Origin of the sequence: Nocardia amikacinitolerans (assembly GCF_900215415.1) — a bacterium.
In the GTDB taxonomy this organism is placed as follows: domain Bacteria; phylum Actinomycetota; class Actinomycetes; order Mycobacteriales; family Mycobacteriaceae; genus Nocardia; species Nocardia amikacinitolerans.
The window spans coordinates 324,477-344,905 of record NZ_OBEG01000001.1 but is presented as its reverse complement, the minus strand read 5'-3'; the positions used below and the strand labels follow the sequence as shown (position 1 = coordinate 344,905).

At 69.6% G+C, this 20,429-nt stretch carries 19 protein-coding genes and 1 riboswitch; of the genes, 11 read left to right on the top strand and 8 right to left on the bottom strand.

Annotated features, from left to right (window positions below):
- Window positions 1–386 precede the first annotated feature (386 nt).
- From CRP45_RS01675 to CRP45_RS01655, 5 genes are all read left to right on the top strand, one after another.
- Window positions 387–1,436, top strand: coding sequence for a zinc-binding dehydrogenase (locus CRP45_RS01675; protein WP_097243490.1), 1,050 nt, complete (start codon window positions 387–389; stop codon window positions 1,434–1,436).
- Window positions 1,433–2,071: a TetR/AcrR family transcriptional regulator gene (locus CRP45_RS01670; RefSeq protein WP_097243489.1), complete on the top strand. Its 639-nt coding sequence runs from the start codon at window positions 1,433–1,435 to the stop codon at window positions 2,069–2,071. The genes CRP45_RS01675 and CRP45_RS01670 overlap by 4 nt, the downstream gene beginning before the upstream one ends.
- A gap of 2 nt (window positions 2,072–2,073) precedes the next feature.
- Window positions 2,074–3,363: an acyl-CoA dehydrogenase family protein gene (locus CRP45_RS01665; RefSeq protein ID WP_097243488.1), complete on the top strand. Its 1,290-nt coding sequence runs from the start codon at window positions 2,074–2,076 to the stop codon at window positions 3,361–3,363.
- A 126-nt stretch (window positions 3,364–3,489) separates the two neighbouring features.
- On the top strand, window positions 3,490–4,689 hold the full coding sequence (locus tag CRP45_RS01660; RefSeq protein ID WP_097243487.1) for a hypothetical protein: 1,200 nt from the start codon (window positions 3,490–3,492) through the stop codon (window positions 4,687–4,689).
- 76 nt (window positions 4,690–4,765) lie between these two features.
- On the top strand, window positions 4,766–5,344 hold the full coding sequence (locus CRP45_RS01655) for a YdcF family protein (RefSeq protein ID WP_097243486.1): 579 nt from the start codon (window positions 4,766–4,768) through the stop codon (window positions 5,342–5,344).
- Window positions 5,345–5,435: 91 nt separating this feature from the next.
- On the opposite strand, the gene CRP45_RS01650 is transcribed toward CRP45_RS01655, so the two are convergent.
- A complete protein-coding gene (locus CRP45_RS01650; protein WP_218841062.1) occupies window positions 5,436–6,128 on the bottom strand; it encodes a winged helix-turn-helix transcriptional regulator in 693 nt (230 codons plus the stop codon).
- A gap of 93 nt (window positions 6,129–6,221) precedes the next feature.
- Between CRP45_RS01650 and CRP45_RS01645 the strand changes: the two genes are divergently transcribed.
- From CRP45_RS01645 to CRP45_RS01625, 5 genes are all read left to right on the top strand, one after another.
- On the top strand, window positions 6,222–7,358 hold the full coding sequence (locus CRP45_RS01645) for an acyl-CoA dehydrogenase family protein (protein WP_097243484.1): 1,137 nt from the start codon (window positions 6,222–6,224) through the stop codon (window positions 7,356–7,358).
- 72 nt (window positions 7,359–7,430) lie between these two features.
- Window positions 7,431–7,976: a DM13 domain-containing protein gene (locus CRP45_RS01640; RefSeq protein WP_097244494.1), complete on the top strand. Its 546-nt coding sequence runs from the start codon at window positions 7,431–7,433 to the stop codon at window positions 7,974–7,976.
- A gap of 388 nt (window positions 7,977–8,364) precedes the next feature.
- Window positions 8,365–8,910 carry an HNH endonuclease gene (locus tag CRP45_RS01635; RefSeq protein ID WP_097243483.1) on the top strand — a complete coding sequence of 182 codons (546 nt, stop codon included), beginning with the start codon at window positions 8,365–8,367 and terminating at the stop codon, window positions 8,908–8,910.
- A gap of 24 nt (window positions 8,911–8,934) precedes the next feature.
- Window positions 8,935–9,207 (top strand): WhiB family transcriptional regulator, encoded by a 273-nt coding sequence (locus CRP45_RS01630; RefSeq protein WP_097243482.1) that lies wholly within the window; start codon window positions 8,935–8,937, stop codon window positions 9,205–9,207.
- Between the two features lie 190 nt (window positions 9,208–9,397).
- On the top strand, window positions 9,398–11,014 hold the full coding sequence (locus CRP45_RS01625) for a substrate-binding domain-containing protein (RefSeq protein ID WP_245909817.1): 1,617 nt from the start codon (window positions 9,398–9,400) through the stop codon (window positions 11,012–11,014).
- Window positions 11,015–11,228: 214 nt separating this feature from the next.
- On the opposite strand, the gene CRP45_RS01620 is transcribed toward CRP45_RS01625, so the two are convergent.
- Window positions 11,229–12,086 carry a Vgb family protein gene (locus tag CRP45_RS01620; RefSeq protein ID WP_097243481.1) on the bottom strand — a complete coding sequence of 286 codons (858 nt, stop codon included), beginning with the start codon at window positions 12,084–12,086 and terminating at the stop codon, window positions 11,229–11,231.
- Window positions 12,079–13,554, bottom strand: coding sequence for an ABC-F family ATP-binding cassette domain-containing protein (locus CRP45_RS01615; protein ID WP_425436920.1), 1,476 nt, complete (start codon window positions 13,552–13,554; stop codon window positions 12,079–12,081). Before CRP45_RS01615 ends, CRP45_RS01620 begins: the two co-directional genes overlap by 8 nt.
- 72 nt (window positions 13,555–13,626) lie before the next feature.
- Here CRP45_RS01615 and CRP45_RS01610 point away from each other — a divergent pair, with 72 nt between their 5' ends.
- Entirely contained in the window at window positions 13,627–14,208 is a 582-nt protein-coding gene (locus CRP45_RS01610; RefSeq protein ID WP_067778556.1) for a TetR/AcrR family transcriptional regulator, read from the top strand.
- A gap of 70 nt (window positions 14,209–14,278) precedes the next feature.
- Here CRP45_RS01610 and gcvP read toward each other — a convergent pair whose 3' ends face one another.
- The 5 genes from gcvP to odhI form a co-directional block, all read right to left on the bottom strand.
- On the bottom strand, window positions 14,279–17,098 hold the full coding sequence (gene gcvP / locus CRP45_RS01605; RefSeq protein WP_097243479.1) for an aminomethyl-transferring glycine dehydrogenase: 2,820 nt from the start codon (window positions 17,096–17,098) through the stop codon (window positions 14,279–14,281).
- Between the two features lie 184 nt (window positions 17,099–17,282).
- Window positions 17,283–17,381, bottom strand: a riboswitch (glycine riboswitch).
- Window positions 17,382–17,511: 130 nt separating this feature from the next.
- Window positions 17,512–18,105: a MerR family transcriptional regulator gene (locus tag CRP45_RS01600; protein ID WP_067778562.1), complete on the bottom strand. Its 594-nt coding sequence runs from the start codon at window positions 18,103–18,105 to the stop codon at window positions 17,512–17,514.
- Window positions 18,106–18,307: 202 nt separating this feature from the next.
- The gene (locus CRP45_RS01595; protein ID WP_067778565.1) at window positions 18,308–18,781 is read right to left on the bottom strand and encodes a bifunctional nuclease family protein; all 474 of its coding nucleotides are present in this window, start codon (window positions 18,779–18,781) and stop codon (window positions 18,308–18,310) included.
- Window positions 18,782–19,005: 224 nt separating this feature from the next.
- The gene (ftsR, locus tag CRP45_RS01590) at window positions 19,006–19,809 is read right to left on the bottom strand and encodes a transcriptional regulator FtsR (RefSeq protein ID WP_097244491.1); all 804 of its coding nucleotides are present in this window, start codon (window positions 19,807–19,809) and stop codon (window positions 19,006–19,008) included.
- Between the two features lie 70 nt (window positions 19,810–19,879).
- The gene (odhI, locus tag CRP45_RS01585) at window positions 19,880–20,365 is read right to left on the bottom strand and encodes an oxoglutarate dehydrogenase inhibitor Odhl (RefSeq protein WP_067778571.1); all 486 of its coding nucleotides are present in this window, start codon (window positions 20,363–20,365) and stop codon (window positions 19,880–19,882) included.
- Between the last annotated feature and the right edge of the window lie 64 nt (window positions 20,366–20,429).

Below are 20,429 nucleotides of genomic sequence, written 5' to 3'. Positions count from 1 at the left end.
TCTGAGAAAGCCGGGTGGAAAAGACGGTTTCATGTTACCCGTCGGTAGGCCCAATCCCTGCGGAGGGCCAGCGCCTGCCGGGGGCGTCGGGTGAACGCCTCGGGGGCTCAAAGTATTTCGCCACGCCGTTGATCGGGGTCGATCGATCGGCGCGTCTCACGATGTCGGCGGTCGGCCGGACAACCTCTTGATCCTAGCGCCCGGCGCATTTAATGTACTGATCGGAACATTTCTTCGACGGAGGGCGCGCGTGTGTCGCTCACCGACAAGGTTGTTCTGGTCACCGGCGGCAGCCGTGGCGTCGTCGTTCTGCACCGGAGCCACGCTCGCACTCGACGGCGGTTGGCGATGAACAGCGGCACCACCGCCATCAACAGGAGGTATTCGTGAAGGCACTCACCTACGCTGGGCCGCAAGCGATCTCGTTCGGCGAGCTGGACGACCCGGTGCTGCCGGGGCCGGACGGCGCGATCGTGCGGGTCACCGCGGCCGGGATCTGCGGCAGCGATCTGCACATCTACGCGGGCCACGGATTCACGCCCGGCACCGGCTACGGGGTCGGGCACGAGGCGGTCGGTGAGATCGTCGAGCTCGGCCCGCAGGCCAACGGACTCTCGGTCGGCGACCGGGTGCTCGTGGCCGCGTCGGCGGGCTGCGACCGCTGCGGCAACTGCCGGGCGGGCGTCGTCGCCGCGTGCGAGCGGCAGCCGCTGCCGGTCGACGCGTGCTACGGGCTCGGCGGTTCGCTGCCCGGGGCGCAGGCGCAGTTGCTCGCGGTGCCGCACGCGGGCGGCAATCTGGTGCGCCTGCCCGACGCGATCGGCGACGAGGCGGCCATCGTACTGACCGACAACGCGCCGACCGCCTGGTACGGCGCTCGGCGGGCGCGCATCGCGCCGGGCGACACGGTGGTGGTGATCGGATTGGGGCCGGTCGGGCTGATGGCGGTGCAGTCCGCGTTCGCCATGGGCGCGGCCCGGGTACTCGGCGTCGACCTGGTCGCGGACCGGCGCGCCAGGGCGGCCGAACTCGGTGCGGAACCGGTCGAGTCCGAGGACCCGAAGACGGCCGTGCGCGAAATGCTCGGCGGCGGAGCCGATGTGGCGCTCGAGGCGGTCGGCGCGGATGCCACGATCAAGCTGGCGACCAGCGTGGTCGGCCACCGCGGGCGGGTCAGCGTTGTCGGGGTCAGCCAGAATCGGGCCTACCCGTTCCACATGCCGCTCGCGCAGGTCAAGGAGCTCGAATTCCACATCGGGCTGTGCTCGGTCCAGTACGAACTGCCGGCGCTGCTGAAGCTGACCGCCGCGGGCAGGCTGCGCCCGGAAGCGGTTGTCTCGCATCGGATGCCGATGTCGGAAGGACCCGACGCCTACCGCATGTTCGCCGCGCGCGACGACAAGGTCTGCAAAGTCGTGCTGGATCCGTGGCAATGAACGACATCGCGCCCGCCCGCCGCCGCGGACGCCCGCCCGCCGCGGAGTCGACGGCGGGCGACACGCGCGAGCGCATCGTCCGTGCCGCCGTGGAGCTGTTCGCGGAGAAGGGTTTTCACGGCACCGGCGTCGCCGAGATCGGCGACCGCGCCGACGTCCAGCGCGGCGCGCTGTACTACCACATCGGGTCCAAGGAGGAACTGCTCTGGCAGATCCTGCGCGACTACACCCAACTCATGCTCGCCGACGCCGAACGCATCGCCGCCGGTGACGACGATCCGATCACCAAGCTGCGCAAGCTGATTCACAGCCACGTCGGCCGGATCGTCGAGCACCGCCGCGAGGTCGCCATCCAGCTGCGCGACGTGGGCTCGCTGACCGGCGAGCGCGCCGAGCAACTACAGGAACTGCGCGACCGGATCCAGCTGCACTGGCAGCAGACGCTCGACGCGGGACACGCCGCGGGTGTGTTGCGCACCGCCGACCACGTGGTCACCAACGGCGTGCTCGGCATGCTGAACACCGTGACCCTCTGGTACCGCCCGCACGGCGGCCACTCCCCCGCCGCGATCGCCGACATTCTCGCCGCCACCGTCCTCGACGGTGTCGTGACCGACAACCACACGAAAGGCTGACCATGGCTTGGGATTTCGAAACCGACCCGGAGTTCCAGCGGAAGCTGGACTGGGCGGCGGAATTCGTCCGCACCGAGGTGGAGCCGCTCGATTTGCTCTACCCGAATCCCTACGACCGCGGCAATGCCGAGGCCATGGCGTTGATGCGGCCGCTGAAGGAGAAGGTCAAGGAACACGGGCTGTGGGCTTGTCACCTGGGCCCCGAACTCGGCGGCCAGGGGTACGGGCAGATGAAGCTGGCGCTGCTCAACGAGGTGCTCGGCACCTCGGTCTGGGCGCCGTCGGTATTCGGTTGTCAGGCACCGGATTCCGGCAACGCCGAGATCCTCGCGCACTACGGCACGCCCGAGCAGAAGGCGAAGTACCTGGAGCCGCTGCTGGCCGGTGAGATCGGTTCCTGCTACGTGATGACCGAGCCCACCGGCGGCTCGGACCCGACGCTGTTCCGCACCAGCGCGGTGCGCGACGGCGACCACTGGGTGATCAACGGCGAGAAGTGGTTCAACTCCAACGCGCAGTTCGCCAGCTTCCACATCGTCATGGTGGTCACCAACCCGGATGTCAGCCCGTACCAGGGCATGTCGATGTTCATCGTGCCCGCCGACGCCCCCGGCCTGGAGATCGTCAAGAACTTCCACGTGCGCGGCTTCAGCGAGCACGAGGGTCACCTGCGCTTCACCGACGTGCGGGTCCCGGCCGATCACCTGCTCGGCGCGGAGGGCCAGGGTTTCGTCGTCGCGCAGACCCGGCTCGGCGGCGGCCGGGTGCACCACGCCATGCGCACGGTCGCGTTGGTGCGCAAGGCTTTCGACATGATGTGCGAGCGCGCGGTCTCGCGGCAGATGCGCAAGGGTCCGCTCGGTGGCCTACAGATGACCCAGGAACGCATCGCCGACAGCTGGATCGAGATGGAGCAGTTCCGGCTGCTCGTGCTGCGCACCGCGTGGCGCATCGACAAGGAACAGGACTACCTGAAGGTGCGCAAGGACATCGCCGCCATCAAGGTGGCCATGCCCAAGGTCATGCACGACATCGCCCAGCGCGCCATGCACCTGCACGGCGCCCTCGGCGTCAGCGAGGACCTGCCGTTCGTCGACATGATGAACTACGCCGAGGTCATGGCGATCGCCGACGGCCCCACCGAGGTGCACAAGATCACCCTCGCCAAGGAGGTCTTGAAGAACTACGCGCCGGGCGATCCGGTGTATCCGAGTGGATACCGACCCGCACTGCGGGAGCAGGCGCGGGAGTTGGTCGCGCGGCGACTGGAGCACGTCGTCGGGAATCTCTAGCCGAATGCCCGCCGGGACCGTCGGCAGCGGTCCCGGCGAATGACCCCGAGCTGGGCGGTCCCCGTGCCACAATTCCGATGCCCGCAATGGCTCGGACGAGGGGATTCCGTTCGTGCGTAATGGTTTTTGCATCGCTGTAGCGCTGCTCGCGATCGGCGCGGCCAGCTGCGCGGACCCGGTCACCGAAGAACCGCGGACGTCGTCGACGCCGGTGACGACGGCGGCCTCGCCCGCGCCGACGTCGCTCCCGGGTTCGGCTTCGCCCACGCGGACGGGGCTGCTTCCGAACACCGCGCCTCCCGTCGTTCGGCCGACATCGACGGTTTCCACGGTCGGTCCGCCCTCGACCCTCAGCCCGACGCCGCACGTGGTCCCGACCACACTCAGGGCGCCGACGACCACTTCGGCCGAAACGACTTCCATGCCGACCCCCACGGCAACCCGGTGAGCAGCCCGATCGACGCGCGCGCGGTCGCGCTGCTCCCCTTGCTCGGAGCCATCGCCTCGCAGGTGGCCTTCGTGACCGCGGTGCTCTACTACTTCGGCTGGGCGTACAGCCGCGCGTTCTTCGGACACTTCGGGGTGCCCGCCGGAACGCTCGAATTCTCGACGCAGGACTATGTCCTGTTCAGCGTCGGCGCGATGTTCCTGCCGCTGCTGGCCACCCTGTTCGGAATACTCGCCTTGCTCGCGGTACGGGGGGTTCCCGCCTGGCATGCGCTGCGGAGCGGGCGGCCGCGCACCATATTGCGGCGGTGGGTTCTCGTGTTCACCGCGGCGGGCATGCTGCTCGCGGCCGTGGTGGCCGTCTTGGCGTTCGTGCCGACGCGATTCGCCGGTCCGCTGGCCGTCGAGGCGCCATTCCTGCTGATCGCGGGCGCGGCGATGATCGGCTACGCGAGCTGGCTGCGGTGGCGATACCCGACCGTGCTGGGTGTGCGGCGGCCGTCTCGCACCGTCATGCAGGTCAGGACCATCGCGCTCGTCGCCGTCGCCATGATCGGCTACGTCTGGGCCGTCGCAGCCTTCGCCGAGCGCAAGGGCCACGACGACGCCGCGCACCAGGAGGCGGTGCGGTTCGTCGATCGCCCCGCCATCGTCGTCTTCAGTGTCGATCGCCTCGGCATCGAGGGCTCTGGAGCACAAGTCGGTGAGCTCACCGAACCCAACGGAAAGTATCGATACGCGTACAGCGGACTGTGGCTCCTCGCACGCGCGTCGGACCGCTATTACCTGCTGCCGCAGCAATGGCAGGCCAAACGCGACCGGGTGTTCGTCATCGAGGACAGCGAATCCGTCCGCATCGATATCGCCCGGAATCCCTAGCGGCGTCCTGGGATGCCCGGCAGATCGGCTCACGGTGCGGCCGACGACCGCTTGACGCGTGTGTTTGGCTGGACCCATGTGGAGTCGGCTCCAGCTCGCTATCGCCGGTCTCGTGCTCGTCATGCTGTGGGGCGAGTGGCGGAACTGGCGTGCGTCTCGCCGACTCGTGGGGTCGGTTGCGGGAACCTCCGAGGCGGTCGTGGTGCTGGGTTATCGCAACGCGGGCGCGCGGGCCAACGCCATGAACCGGTGGCGGGTGCGCGCGGGGCTTCGGTCCATCGACCCGTCGGTGGTCGACAGCAGGCTCGTGTTGTGCGGAGGTGCGTGCGCGGGCCCGCACACCGAGGCGGAGCTGATGGCTCGCTACGCCACCGAATCGTGCGGGTACCGCGGCAAGCTCGTCCTGGAGGATCGGAGCCGGAGCACCTGGGAGAACATCGCCTTCGCGATCCCGTACCTCGAGGACGTCGATCGGATCAAAATCGTCTCTCTCCCCTGCCATGCCGAAAAGGCGCGGCACTATCTCGCGCGGCAGTGCCCGCCGCTGGCGCGGCGTCTCGCCCGGGGAGCGGAGTACCGGTTCGGCGAGTGGATGCCGCTGAAACCCATCGTCGCGCTCTATGGCCTGTGGAAGGACCGCCGCGCCCCGGCGTGATACGCGGTCACGTGCCCGTTCGCGCCATCTCCTCGGACGAGACGTCCGCACGACACTCGGCAGCGCCGAACGGATACGACGGCGGCACCGGTCAGGCCGATATCGACGACAGCTCGGGTCGCGAATCCGAATACGGCGCAACGGGACTCAGTCGCAGCACGGTCGGCATGCGGCGGGTGAGGGCGGGCGGGCCGGTGAATTCGAGGCGGCCGGTGCGCAGGGCGTGCAGGACCGGGATGCGTCCCAACCACACCTGGTAGAGCGAGCCGACGTCGGAGCGGATGGTGACGTCGACCGGATAGCCGGGGTCGGTGACGCACACCGACGGCGCCCCGCGTTCGACGACGATCCAGTAGCGGCGCGGATCGTCGGTGAACCGCACCGCGAGCACCTGCCGCAGTCCGGGGAACGAGGAGGTGTCCACGCGGGTGTGCATCCACCAGACGAGCAGGTCGGCGTCGAGCTCGTCCGGGTCGGGTTCGCCGAAGGTCCAGCGCGCGCCCCAGGCGCCGAGGCCGAACAGGATCGGCTCGAGCTCGTGACCTGCCTCGGTGAGCAGATACCGGCCGCCGATCTTCTCGATCAACCCGGCCCGCTCGAACTGGCGCAACCGCTTGGCGAGCAGGGTGCGCGACAGGCCGGGCAGGCCGCGGGCCAAGTCGTTGAAGCGGGTCGTTCCGACCAGCAGGTCGCGCAGGATGAGCAGCGACCATCGCTCACCCAACAGGTCGAGTGCCCGGGAGATTGGGCAGTACTGGCGGTAGCTCGCCGTCGCTGTCGTCACGCCACACCTCGCGTTCTCGCGGTCCATTGCGTGGACCGGGTCGGTCCACTTTCTGCACTATTCGGTTATCGCGGGGCTTCGTAGCTTCGAAACATGACCACTACCGCTATCCCCGCAATGACCACCACCGACTGGATCGAGCGCGCCCGCTCGGTCGGCGAGACACTGCGCGCCGAGGTCGCCGACCGCGACCGCAGCGGCGAGATCTCCGCGTCCGCCTTCGACCTGTTGCGCGACACCGGCCTGTCGGCCGCCCTGGTACCCGCCGAGTTCGGCGGCGGCGGCGCGACGCACCGCGACATGGGCGAGGTGCTGCGCGAACTTGGCCGCCACGACCCGTCCACCGCGGTGGCCTTCGCCATGCACGCGCACCTGGTCGCCACCCAGCTCTGGCGGCACAAGCACGGCGCCGACGCCACGCCGCTGTTCCAGAAGGTGGTCGGCGGCGCGCTGCTGGTCAGCACCGGCGCCTCGGACTGGGTCGGCTCCAACGGCCGCGCCGAGCGGGTCGACGGCGGCTACCTGGTGCACGCGCGCAAAGCGCCGGCCAGCGGCTGCGAGGTCGGCACCGTCCTGGTCACCAGCGTCCGCTACGAGGAAGGTCCCGATGGCCCGCGGGTGCTGCACTGCGCGGTACCGCTGAGCGCGCCCGGCGTCCGTATCGAAAAGACTTGGGACACTCTGGGTTTGCGCGCGACCGGTTCGCACACGGTGGTGCTGGAGAACGTGTTCGTCCCCGACGCCGCCATCTCGCTGATCCGGCCCGCCGACGTCTGGCCGCCGCTGCTGAACGTGGTGATCGGCGCGGCGATGCCGCTCGTCCTGGCCGCCTACCTCGGCATCGCCGACGGCGCTGTCGACACCGCGCTGGCCTTGGTGTCCGGTCGCGGCGATCCGCACATCGTGCAGCTGGTCGGCGAGCTGGCCAACGCCCACACCACCGCGGCCGATCTGGTCGAAGCCATGTTCACCGGCTCGGCCGACCTCGAGTTCGCCAACACCGACGCCTACGCCGCGCGCACCCTCAGCCGCAAAACGGTCGCCGCTGACGCGCTCATCGAGACGGTGCGGCTCGCCATCGAGACGGTCGGCGGCGTCGGCTACTCGCGCTCCAGCGAACTCGAGATGCGCTACCGCGATATACACGGCTGCCTGTTCCATCCGCTGCCGCGCGCCAAGCAGATTCTCTTCAGCGGCCATGTTCTGCTCGGACACACCCCGCTCGGCTGAACCGCGTGAACGTTTCGCCCGTGTTCGGTGATGATGGAACAGGGGCGTGCCGCGCCCGCGGAAAGGAAAGCCATGGTGTCTGTGCGCAAAATCGCTCGCTCCCCGATCGCCTGGGTGTTCACGGCGCTCGTCGTAGTCGGTCTCGGCGCGGCGCTCGTACTCTTCCAACCCTGGCGGCTCGTCACCGACACCACCGTGAACGAGGCGGTCCCGACCGCGGGGCCGCCCGGCGGCATGCCTGGGATCGACACCGGGGAGCAGCCGCCGCGCACGCTCGCCACGGGAACGTTCATCTCCCATGAGCACGGCACGTCGGGCACGGTGAGCGTTCTGCGGCTGGCCGACGGCAGCCGGGTACTGCGCGTCGAAGACCTGGACACCTCCGACGGACCGGACCTGCACGTCTGGCTCACCGACGCCCCTGTGCTGGAAGGCAGGGCCGGCTGGGGCGTTTTCGACGACGGCCGCCACGTCGATCTGGGACAACTCAAGGGCAACAAGGGCAGACAGAACTACGCCATTCCGGCCGATGCCGACCTCGCCGCCCTGACCAGCGTCTCGATCTGGTGCGATCGGTTCAACGTGTCCTTCGGCGCGGCCGCCCTGCGCGCTGTCTGAGGCGTCCGCACCCGCGAAAAAATGACCCGACAAACGCGGGTTCCCTGTGCCACCATGTGATTCCACGATGATCGCCCCGACCGGCGGGGCGATCAGGCGAGTACCTGGAAGGAGGAGGTGGCCCGTGCATCCGAAGAACGCGTATTCGGCGAACAGCGAAGCCGTACAGCGGTTCTCGACCGTCGAAAACGGACAGCCCATGCGCGACAGCATCGCGGCGAGCCACCTTCAGGCCGACCGCTGATCTCCCCGGTTCCCCGAGGAACCGCCCGAGAGAGCGCAGCGAACCAGACGAACCGAGCGCCGCGAACCGGACGACAGTCTGCCGCGCAGACGGCGCCGCGCTCCGCCGAATCTTCCACTTCCTCCACGAAACATGGTGAGCCCCATGACGTTCCGACGTGCCGCCGACCCGGCGGCGTTGACCGCCGACAACTGGATACACACCGGCGTCCTCGTGCTGAACGCCTCCTACGAGGCGATCGACGAGGTCGCCGCCGAGCGCGCGGTCGTGCTGCTGATCAGCGGCGCCGCGGAGTCCGTCGCCGACCGGGAGCCGCACTTCCCGATCCGGTCGCGGCACATGGAGATCGCCCTGCCGGAGACCATTCGACTGCTGCGCTACGTCTACATCGAGCACACCGCCCGAGTGCACGACGAGAGCCGCGCCACCCTGGCGGCCGTGCTGCGGCGCGACGCGCACCGGTGCGGTTACTGCGCGGGCTGGGCACGCACCGTCGACCACATCCGTCCCCGCAGCCGCGGTGGCCCCAACACCTGGAGCAACTTGATCGCGGCGTGCGCGCCGTGCAACACGCTCAAGGCCGACCGGACGCCGGAGGAAGCGGGCATGCGGCTGCTGTGGCAGCCGAAGGCGCCCGATCCGCTGGCCAAGCGGCAACGCCAGATCTGGAAGCAGCTGGCGAGCACCTGAGAACCGAGAAAGGAGTAAGGATCCATGACCGTCCGAACATCGCCGACCGGTGCCGAGCTCACGCTCGCCGACCTGCTCCCGCTCTCGGACGCCCGAGGGTGGCATCGGGCCGCGTGCCGCGGCGACCCGAACCACGAGGCCTGGTTCCCGTACCCGTCGCAGGACTTCGACTACGCGCGGAGCATCTGCGCGAGCTGCCCGATCCGGGCGGCCTGCGCCGAATTCGCCGCCGACACCGGACAGTCCGGTGTGTGGGGCGGGCACGAGTTCGACCGCGGCCGGATCATCCGTGAATAACCGCCGCCGAGCCGCCGACGCAGACGACGTCGGCGGCTCGGGTGCGTCGAGAATGCGCCGGGCGCTTCGGGCGCCGATCCGGTGGACTCGCCGGGCGGGCGAACCGGCGGTGACCATACACTGTACCGCCGTGGGCACTCATCGCAGCGGGACCAGATCTCGAGGTATCAGCAAAGGTCCGGTTATCGCAGTGGTGGCCATCCTGCTACTCGTCGCCGCGGTTTTCGCCTGGTTCCAGTTCCGCGACCGGGCCGCGGACCGCGACAGCGCGGCGGCCGCGGAATGCGTGGAGGGGCCTTCGACGCTGTTCGTCACCGTCGATCCCGACCTCGAGGCGCCGGTGCGCGCCATCGCCGACAAGTACAACGCCACCGAGCCGCAAGTGCGCGATCACTGCGCGCGCGTCTCGGTGACGGCGCGGCCCTCGGCCGAGGTGGCCGAGGCGTTCCGCGCGGGCGGCGCGTGGAACCCGGCGATGGGACCGCAACCCGCACTGTGGATTCCGAACTCCTCGCGTGCCGTCGAGATCATGCGGGTGCCGGGACTCGTTGCGGGAGAACCGAGTCCGATCGCGGGCAGCCCCATCGCGCTCGGCGTGCCCGAACAGGTGCGCGCCGCGCTCGAGGGCGCTCGGGTCGCGTGGGGCGATCTGCCTCGGCTGCAACAGGGTTCGCTCGGCGAGCTCGGTCTGTCCGGATGGGGCGGGTTGCGCATGGCGCTGCCGGACGGTGACGCCACACTGGCCGCCGCGGTCGCGGTCGGTTCGGCCGTGGCAGGCGAGGAGCCGCTGACCGACACCGGCGCGCAGTCCGGCCAAGTAGTCGCCGCGGTCTCCGGCTTGGCGTCCGGCGCGCCGGAGGTCGCCGACACCGCCGCCGCGCTCGCCGCGATCGCCGATCCGGCCCATGCCGCGAACTCCGCCATCCACGCGGTAGCCGCTACGGAGCAGCAAATAGCCGGGCAGCCCGGTGTCGCCGTCTTCCGCCCAGCGGGCAACCCGCCGGTGGCCGATCATCCCGCCGCGCTCATGTCGGGCCCGTGGGTGGACCAGACGCAGAACCTGATCGCCGGGCTGTTCGTCGACTACCTGCGCAATCCCGAACAGGCGCCGTTCTTCACCAGCGCGGGCTTCACCGCGGTGCCGCCGCCCACCGGTCCGGGCGCGTCGCGCGCCGCGCTGGACAAGCTGCGGGCCACCCTCGCGCATCCGGTGCTCGGCGTGCATTCCACGGTCTTGCTCGACGTGTCGGCGTCCATGTCGACCGCCGAGGGCGCGAGCACTCGACTTGCGAACACCCTCGGCGCGTTGCGCTCGACCATGAACGTCATGCCGCCGGACTTCGGCCTCGGCGTCTGGACCTTCGGCAAGAGCCTCGACGGCGCCAACCCGTACCGCGTGCAGGCCCGCACCGCCGCCCTCGCCGACGATCAGCGCACCGCGATCGACACCGCGCTGAGCGCCGTTCGCGGCACCGAGGCACGGCCCGACCAGGCCTATCCCGCCCTGCTCGCCGCCTACCGCAGCGCCGTGAACGGCTACGCCGAGGGGCGGACGAACTCGGTGCTGCTCATCACCGACGGACCCGACGACGACTCCTCGGTGACCGGCGCGCAACTGCTCGCCGATCTCGCGGCGGCCGCCGACCCGGACCGCCCGGTGCGCGTCGACGTCATCGTGATCGGCGGCAACGGCACCGACACGCTCCAGACCGCCGCCCAGCGCACCGGCGGCACCTACACCCGGTTGACCACCTCGAACGACCTGAGCTTCGGCAGCGCCGTGGTTCAGGCGCTCACCACGCCGTAGGCTCGCGCCCGCCCTGGCCGACCAAAGGTCACCGTCAGCTCGTCACAGACGGTGACGGTGACCTTCGGTCGCGAGCGGGGGCAGCGCCAGCCGGCGCGGCAGCACATCGGCTGGCGCGGTGCCCGAATTCGCGAAGGCCGCACTCGACACGAATGCGGCCGACCGGGTGAATAGGCCCGGCGTGGGCCGGTGCGCGCGAAGGCGAATCGGATGACTATTCGAGCCAGTCCGGTACGACACACAGCAGCGCGCCCGACTCCATGGCGACCCAGATCGCGCCGTCGGGGCCGAGTGCGAGGCCGTGCGGTTCCGCGCCGGGCAGGTCCAGTTCGCTGACCTCCCCCGCGGTGGTGATCCGGCCGAGCCGGGAGCTCCCCCACTGCGTAAACCACAGCGCCCCATCGGATCCCGCGATGATCGCGTGCGGTCGCGCAGCACGATCCGGTAGCGGGAACTCCTCGATCACGCCGTCGACGGTGATGCGGCCGATCTGTCCCGCGCCGATCTCGACGAACCACAGCGCGCCGTCGGGACCGGCGGTGATGCCGACCGGGTTCGCTTGTTCGGTCGGCAGCGGATACGTGGTGATCGCGCCGTCCGTGGTGACGCGTCCGATGGCGTTGGCCTTGTTCAAGGTGAACCAGAGCGCGCCGTCGGAGCCCGGCGTGATCATCGAGGGCATCCCCTCGACCGGGAATCGGGTGATCGTCCCGTCGGCGGACAGCCGACCGATGTGACCGGACTGGAGTTCGGTGCACCACAGCGCGCCGTCCGGACCGAGGCACAGACCGTACGGCGCGTCGGCGGTGACGAAGGACAGCGCGCCGTCCGCGCCGATCCGGCCGATCCGGTTGCCGCGAAACTCGGTGAACCAGACCGCGTCGTCCGGCCCGGCGACGATCACCGTCGGCTGCCCGTCGGCCGGGTCGAGGGCGAAGGTCTCGATGCTCTCCCCCGTCCACCGGCCGACCGAGCCCTGCGCGGCCATCGTGAACCACAGCGTGCCCGTCTTGTCGAAGGTGACGCCGTACGGCGCGCCAGGCGCCTCGATCGTCGTGCGGATCTCAGGCAAATTCGTGCACTCCCTTTCGTTCGCCACGGAACCGGCGGCGCAGCGCCCGGTCGTGGCTGACCACGACCACCGCGCCCGGATACTCACCGAGCGCCTGCTCCAGGTCCTCCACCAGCGCCAGTGACAGGTGATTGGTCGGCTCGTCGAGCAGCAGCAGATCGTGCTCGCCCGCCAGCACCCCGGCCAACGCGAGCCTGCGACGCTGCCCCTCCGACAACGCTCCGACGGGCACGTCGAGCGCGCTCCGGTGGAACAGCCCGGTCGCCACCAGCGCGTCCCTGCCGTGGCCGTAGGCCTGTGCGACGGTCTGCGCCGGATCGAACGCGACCTCCTGGCGCAGGTAGCCGACCCGGCCCGGGGTGCGAGCGTAGATCGCGTCCAGCAGCGTCGACTTGCCCGAGCCGTTGGGCCCGTCGATCAGCAGCCGGTCGCGCGGGCCAAGGGTGAGCTGGCCGATCTCGAACGACTTCGCCTGTGCCGCACCGAATCTGCCGCGGAAGCGCAGCGGCTTCGGTGGCGGCGGCACCGGGTCGTCGGTCAACCTGCGCAACCGCTCGGCCGTCTGCCGCACGCGCGAGGAGATGGAACTCTGCACCCGGCCCGCGTTGCGGTCGTAGGCCATCTTGTTGTTGTCCTTCATCGCCCGGCCCGCCGCGACGCGGTGCGCGGTGGTCGCGGAGAACTCCTTGAGCCGCCGGATCTCGTCCCGCCACTGCGCGTAGGCCTGCTCCCAGCGCTCCCGCGCCGCGGCCTTCTCGGCGAGAAACCCCGTGTAGCCGCCGCCGAACCGGGTGACGCCGCCGTGCTCGACCTCGATGATCGCGGTCACCACGCGGTCCAGGAAGACCCGGTCGTGCGAGACCACCACGACGGTGCCGCGATGGGCGCGCAGTCGGTCCTCCAGCCAGGTCAGCGCCGATTCGTCCAGGTGGTTGGTCGGCTCGTCGAGCAGCAGGATCTCCGGGGACGCCGCCAGCAGGCAGGCCAGCCCGAGCCGCGCCTGCTCGCCGCCGGACAGGCTCGCCACCGCGCGGTCGCGCCCGATGCCCGCGAGCCCGAGGCCGTGCATCGCCTTGTCGACCCTGGCGTCGGCGTCGTAGCCGTCCCTGGCCTCGAAGGCGGTGAGCAATTCGCCGTAGGCGTCCATATCCTGCGCGGCGGCGGCTTCCCGCATCCGCCGCTCGAGGTCGCGCAGCTCGGTGAGGGCCAGATCGATGGCGTCGGCGACTGTCTCACCGGCCAGCGTCTGACCGAGATAGCCGATGCCGCCGGGCGCGTCGACGGTCACGACGCCGTCGTCGGCGCGCTCGGCCCCGATCATCAGGCGCAGCAATGTCGACTTGCCCGAACCGTTCTCCCCGACGATGCCGACCCGTTCGCCGGGCCGGATCGTGAGCGTGACGCCGTCGAGCACGCGGCGGTCGCCGTAGGACTTCGCAACACCCCGGAGGGTCAGTTGGGTGGTCAGATGGAACTCCAATCGCAACTTGTGTAGCTTTAAGGTAGCAAGCCGTACTTATAAACGCAACAGGAGTTGTCTTTGGAAACTCGGAAACGCCCCGGCGGCCGCAGCGCGCGGGTACGCGACGCCGTGCGCGCGGCCACCCTCGCGGAACTCGCCGAGCACGGCTACCAGGGACTATCGGTGGACGCGGTGGCCCAGCGTTCGGGCGTGCACAAGACCACGGTCTACCGCCGCTGGCGCTGCCCGGAGGGACTGATCGCCGACGCGCTCGACCTCGCCGCCGCCGAACCGTGGCCGATTCCGGACACCGGCACGCTCGCAGGCGACCTGCGCGCGCTGACCGACCTGGTCCGGACCGGATTCGCCGACCAGGAAGCCGGTCCGGTCGCGAGCGCGTTCATCGCCGCGGCGATGCAGAACCCCGCCGCCGCTACCGCCCTGCACGACTTCTACCAGGCGCGCCACCGGCAGTCGGCCGAGATCGTGCGCCGCGCCGTCGATCGCGGGGAACTCCCGGCCACCGTCGACGCGGAGCAGATCGTCCGCTTCGCCGTCGCGCCGATCTTCTACCGGCTGTTCATCTCCCGCGAACCGGTGACCGCCGAGGACGCGCGAGTGGCGGCCGACGCGGCCCTCGTCGTCGCGCGCACGCTGTGAACGGACTTCCGAATACGCGAAAGCCGCCGCGCCGAGGAGCTGTCCTCGGCACGGCGGCTCGCGTCGTGTGTCAGTCGGTGTAGGCGTCCAGCGGCGGGCAGGAGCACACCAGGTTGCGGTCGCCGTACGCGCCGTCGATGCGCCGCACCGGCGGCCACACCTTTGCCCGCGCGTGCGCGAGACCCCTTGGGTAGACGGCGGTTTCGCGGCTGTAGGGGTGCTCCCAGTCGCCGACCAGGCTGGCCGCCGTGTGCGGCGCGCCGCGCAGCGGGTTGTCCTCCACCGGCCAGACGCCCGCGCCGACCTGATCGATCTCGGCGCGGATGGCGATCATCGCCTCGATGAAATCGTCCAGCTCGGCGAGGTTCTCGCTCTCGGTCGGCTCGACCATCAGCGTGCCCGCGACCGGGAAGCTCATGGTCGGCGCGTGGAAACCGTAGTCCGCCAAGCGCTTCGCCACATCGTCGACGGTGACGCCGGTGCGCTTGGTGATCTCGCGCAGGTCGAGGATGCACTCGTGGGCGACCATGCCGTTCTCGCCGGTGTAGAGGACGGGGAAGTGCTCGTTCAGCCTGCGCGCCACATAGTTGGCCGAGGCGATGGCCGAGAGGGTGGCGCGGCGCAGGCCCTCGGCGCCCATCATCCGAATGTAAGCCCAGGTGATCGGCAGGATCGAGGCGGAGCCGTACATCGCCGCCGACACGGCGTGCGAGCCGCGCTCCAGCGGGTCGCCGGGCAGGTACTTCGCCAGGTGCTCGCGCACCGCCACCGGACCGACGCCCGGACCGCCGCCGCCGTGCGGGATGCAGAACGTCTTGTGCAAGTTCAGGTGGCTGACGTCGCCGCCGAACTTGCCGGGACGGGCGAGGCCGACGAGCGCGTTCAGGTTCGCGCCGTCCACGTACACCTGACCGCCGGCGTCGTGCACCAGCGCGCACAGCTCGGCCACCTCGTGCTCGTACACGCCGTGCGTTGACGGGTAGGTGATCATGATGCAGGCCAGCCGGTCGGCGTGGTCGGCGATCTTCGCGCGCAGGTCGTCCAGGTCGACGTCACCGTTGTCGCGGCACTTGACCACCTCGACGCGCATGCCGACCATGGCCGCCGACGCGGCGTTGGTGCCGTGCGCGCTGGACGGGATCAGGCAGGTGTCGCGGTGCGTGTCGCCGCGATCCAGGTGGTAGCGGCGGATGGCGAGGAGTCCGGCGTACTCGCCCTGGCTGCCCGCGTTCGGCTGCAGGCTCACCGAGTCGTAGCCGGTGATCTCGCAGAGCCAGTTCTCCAGATCGGCGACGACCTTCAGCAGACCGGGCGCGTCCTCGACCGGCGCGTACGGGTGCACCCTGGCGAATCCTGGCCAGGTGATGGGCTCCATCTCGGCGGTCGCGTTGAGCTTCATGGTGCACGAACCGAGCGGAATCATGCTGCGGTCCAACGCGATGTCCTTGTCGGACAGCCGCCGCAGGTAGCGCAGCATCGCGGTCTCGGTGTGGTAGCTGGTGAACGCAGGATGGGTCAGGAACTCGGTGGTGCGCGTCTCGATGGAGGTGGCCGGTGCGGTGGCGACGTCGTCCAGCGACCGTGCGGTGCCGAAGGATTCGAGCACGGCGGCGACGTGCGCCGAGGTGGTCGCCTCGTCGCAGGCGATGGCGACGTGGTCGGCGTCGACGAGTCGCAAGTTGATGCCGCGCGACTTCGCCTTGGCCACAACGGCTTCCGCGCCGCCGGGCACGTGCGCGAGCACGGTGTCGAAGAAGGTGGCGTGCACGACGGCCCCGTCCAGGCCCGCCGCGATGGCCGCCGCGTGCCCGTGCACCCGCCGCGCGATCGCCCGCAGTCCGTCCGCGCCGTGGTAGCTGGCGTACATCGCGGCCACGATGGCCAGCAGCACCTGGGCGGTGCAGATGTTCGAGGTCGCCTTCTCGCGGCGGATGTGCTGCTCGCGGGTCTGCAGAGCGAGCCGGTAGGCGAGATCGCCGTCCGCGTCCACCGAGACGCCGACCAGCCTGCCCGGCAACTGCCGCGCGAACTGGCTGCGCACCGCCAGATAACCGGCGTGCGGACCGCCGAAGCCGAGCGGAACGCCGAACCGCTGGGTGGTGCCGAAACAGACGTCGGCGCCCTGCTCGCCCGGCGGGGTGATCAGCGTCATCGCGAGCAGGTCCGCGCCGACCGCGACCAGCGCGCCACGCTCGTGCGCCGCCGCGATCACGGCCGTCCAGTCGACTATCCGGCCGGAGGCGCCCGGCGCTTGGAGCAGCACGCCGAAGAAGTCGCCCTCGGGCAGCTCGCCGGTCGCCAGATCCGCCTCGACGATCTCGATGCCGAGCGGCTCGGCCCTGGTCTCCAGCACGGTGTGGGTCTGCGGGAACAGGTCCGCGTCGACGAGCAGCCGCGCCGACTTCGACCGCCCCGCCCTGCGCAGCAGCGTCATGGCCTCGGCCGCCGCAGTGGCCTCGTCCAGCATGGACGCGTTGGCGACTTCCATGCCGGTCAGATCCGAGACCATGGTCTGGAAGTTGAGCAGCGCCTCGAGGCGGCCCTGGCTGATCTCCGGCTGATACGGCGTGTACGCGGTGTACCAGGCCGGGTTCTCCAGCAGATTGCGCACAAGCACCGGCGGGGTGAGGGTGTCGTAGTAGCCGAGGCCGATCATCGAGGTGGCCACGGTGTTGGCGTGCGCGAGCGCGGCCAGCTCGGCGAGCACCTCGTGCTCGGTGGCGGCGGGCGGCAGCGCGGCCAGCGCCCCGGCCGCGGAGTCGTCCAGGATGCTGGCGGGCAGCGCGACGGTCGCCAGGTCGTCCAGCGATCCGACGCCGACGACGGGCAGGATCCGGGATAGTTCGTCCCGGTCGGGTCCGATATGACGGTCGGCGAATGATCGAGTCACGGCAGCAGCTCCAAGGTCGGGCGGGTCGAGCCGTGTCGATGGGTAGACGCGGTGTCGACGGGGTCCAGCCCTCCCCCTCTGTCGTGGTGCCTGAGAGATTCGGGCGGCCCGGTCGAGGCCGGCTCCCTTTCCCCATGGGCGGGCGGCCCTGCGCATGCGCAGACCACCGCTTTCCAGAGGCGCCGAAGCCCGTACGGTCCCTGTTGCCTGAGAGATTGACGGGGAGGTGCTGCTCCTTCGGCGCCCGGTCTGTTCGAGACCGGAACTCTCCCGCACGGCGGCGACGCACCGTCAGTTTATGTCGCCGCCCCGCGAAACGATGCCTCCGCCCCGGTGTCGCCCTCGTCACTCCGCGCGCACGCCGAGAAAGGCCACCGTCCCTCGCGGGAGACGGTGGCCTCGATTCGCCGGTGTCAGCCGGTAGCTCTGTTCATCCGCGCCTTGCGCCGGAACGCCAGCTCGTCCTCCGGACGCTCGGTCGCGCTGCTGGCGCGTTCCGCGGGGAAGTTGGCGATGGCGCCGGTCAGCTCGCGCATGGCGCCGCTGACCGCGATACCGAAGACGCCCTGCCCACCCTGCAGTAAATCGACGACCTCCTCGGGCGAGGTGCACTCATACACCGAGGTGCCGTCGGAGAACAGGGTGATGCCCGCCAGATCCTGGACACCGCGGCTACGCAGATGATCCACGGCGATGCGGATGTTCTGCAGCGAGATCCCCGCGTCCAGCAGCCGCTTCACGATCTTGAGGACGAGGATGTCCTTGAACGAGTACAGCCGCTGACTGCCCGAACCCGCCGCGCTGCGAATGGACGGAACGACGAGTCCGGTCCGCGCCCAGTAGTCCAGCTGCCGGTAGGTGATTCCAGCGACCTGGCACGCGCTCGGCACACGGTAACCGACTAGTTCATCGGGTACGGAGTCATCCGGGAACAGGCCGGGCTGAACCTCTGAGCCCTCGGTCGGACGGACGTCCGGCCGCCGCACATCCTGCGATTGCTCTGCCACTGACCACTCCCTTGCTCCGCAGACGCCTAGCCTCATCGATGGCCCGGCTCCGGTGATGACCAACAACCCGTCATTCCGGACGTGGCCCAACTATCGAGATTACTCCCGTTGATTGTCTCGGGAGCGACATCGTCGGACCAAACGCGACGCGCGGTAAAAGTCTTCAGCTGTAGTTGAGGTCTAGAAGATTTCGGCGAACCCTTCAGCTGTCGGTGGCCTTGAAGTCGTCCGGCGACACCGACTCGAGGAACTCCTTGAACTTCTCCACCTCGTCCTCGCGCTCGTCGGGCATCACCAGCCCGGCCTCCTCGAGCACCGACTCCTCGGCGTGGATCGGGCAACCGACCCGCAAGGCGATGGCGACCGAGTCCGACGGACGGGCCGAGATGCGTAGCTCGTTGTCGAAGACGAGATCCGCGTAGAAGGTGCCCTCCTGCAGATCCACGATCCGAACTTCCTTGAGGGTGTGCCCGAGCTCGGTGATCAGGATCTTGATCAGATCGTGGGTCAGCGGGCGGATGGGGGTCACCCCCTCTTGCTCCAGCACGATGGCGGTCGCCTCGGCCTGGCCGATCCAGATCGGCAGGTACCGATCCCCGGACACCTCGCGCAGCAGCAACACGGGCTGGTTCTGTGGCTGCTCGACGCGGATGCCGATCACGCGCATTTCACTCATGCCTAAGCCTCGCTAACACTCGGATCCGGCATGCGCGAAGCACGCTGTGACATGATTCGCACGCTGCGCTCGCTCATAGCACTGCCTCCCATATTCGCCGGCCGCCCGACCTGACCGCTGCAGAGCTCGCCGTACCACGAGTCTAGGCGAACCCACAGCGGTGCTGCGATCGGTGTGCACAGCCGAAATCGGCGTGTTGCCGGGGTGGAATACAGGCGCGGAGGTCAGCTTCCGAGAGAGTTGCGTACCGAGGCTTTCACCAGGCAGGTGTGCAGCGTCAGCGACAGTGCCGCGAGTTCGCGCACGGTTTCCTCGGCCCTTGCTCGCGCGCCCGCGTCGCGGCTCTTCGCGATCGGCGCGGCGATCTGGGCGAGCAACGCAGCCTCCCGGTCCGCGGCCAGTTTGAAGGCGCGCAGATGCCGTGCCTCCAGACCGAATTCGGCCATGGCGCGGGCGGTTCTGGCCAACGTCACCGCCTCACCGTCGAAGAATCCGGCGGGGCCCGGCGAGATCAGGTTGGCCCGGATCAGATCGTTGAGGAATCTCTCGTCGATCTCGGCCTGCTCCAGCAGATCGGCTCGGGTGAGCCGGATTTCGTGATCGAAGCGCAACTCGTCCGGCGAGACCTCGCCGGGCACCACGCCCAATCGGCGCGGTGCGGCCGAACGCGCGGCACGGCCGGCCTGCGCGCCCGCGGCTCCGGAATCGGCGGCCGTGACCGGCCCCGACTCCGCACCGCCCGGACGGCCGGAATGCGCTCGGGCGCGGGCTTCCCGCACACCGAGCGTGGCCGCCCCGCTGTCGATCGCTTCGAGTTGCTCCTTGATCACCTTCAGCGGCAGGTACTGATCGCGTTGCGCGGTCAGGACGAACCTGAGCCGTTCACAGTCCGCGACCGAGAACCTGCGGTAGCCGGACGGCGTGCGCTCCGGCCGGATCAGGCCCTCGGCTTCGAGGAACCTGATCTTCGAGATGGTGATATCCGGGAAGTCGGGTCGCAGCAGGTCGAGAACGGAGCCGATCGACATCCCTCCGCGCGCCCACTGCGCCGCGCCCGTCACAGCGCCGTGCCTTTCACACACATCGGCGCCGTCGTGCTCATAGACTGCCCGCACCCGCTGACGGCTCGTTCACGGAGGCGCGCGGTCCGGTCAGGAACACGAGCCGGAACTTGCCGATCTGAACCTCGTCGCCGTTCTGCAGCTCCGAGGAGTCCACCGGTTCCCGGTTCACGTAGGTGCCGTTCAGGCTGCCCACATCCACCACCTGGAAGGTGTCGTCGTCCTGCCGGAACTCGGCGTGCCGACGGCTGACGGTGACGTCGTCGAGAAAGATGTCACTGTCGGGGTGACGACCCGCCGAAGTAGTCGGCTGATCCAGAAGGAACCGCGATCCAGCGTTCGGTCCACGCTTGACGACCAGGAGGGCCGCGCCGACCGGCAGGCCCTCGACCCCTTGTACCGGCTGTTCGCCGGTCTGCTCAGCGGCGCGCGACGCGTCGACCTCGTTCAGGAAATCCGCGCGGAAGACCGACGTCGTCTCGGCCGCGGTCTCCTGGTAACCCGGGTCTTTGTTCTCGCTCACCGTTTCTCTCCTCCTCGAACCTGATTATCCATGCAAGCAGGTGATGCTTCGCCGACACGACCTG

Coding starts and splice junctions, on each gene's coding strand:
- CRP45_RS01670 (WP_097243489.1), top strand. CDS start 1,433: ATGAACGACATCGCGCCCGCCCGCCGCCGCGGACGCCCGCCCGCCGCG.
- CRP45_RS01665 (WP_097243488.1), top strand. CDS start 2,074: ATGGCTTGGGATTTCGAAACCGACCCGGAGTTCCAGCGGAAGCTGGAC.
- CRP45_RS01655 (WP_097243486.1), top strand. CDS start 4,766: ATGTGGAGTCGGCTCCAGCTCGCTATCGCCGGTCTCGTGCTCGTCATG.
- CRP45_RS01645 (WP_097243484.1), top strand. CDS start 6,222: ATGACCACTACCGCTATCCCCGCAATGACCACCACCGACTGGATCGAG.
- CRP45_RS01640 (WP_097244494.1), top strand. CDS start 7,431: ATGGTGTCTGTGCGCAAAATCGCTCGCTCCCCGATCGCCTGGGTGTTC.
- CRP45_RS01635 (WP_097243483.1), top strand. CDS start 8,365: ATGACGTTCCGACGTGCCGCCGACCCGGCGGCGTTGACCGCCGACAAC.
- CRP45_RS01630 (WP_097243482.1), top strand. CDS start 8,935: ATGACCGTCCGAACATCGCCGACCGGTGCCGAGCTCACGCTCGCCGAC.
- CRP45_RS01595 (WP_067778565.1), bottom strand. CDS start 18,781: ATGAGTGAAATGCGCGTGATCGGCATCCGCGTCGAGCAGCCACAGAAC.
- ftsR (WP_097244491.1), bottom strand. CDS start 19,809: ATGTCGATCGGCTCCGTTCTCGACCTGCTGCGACCCGACTTCCCGGAT.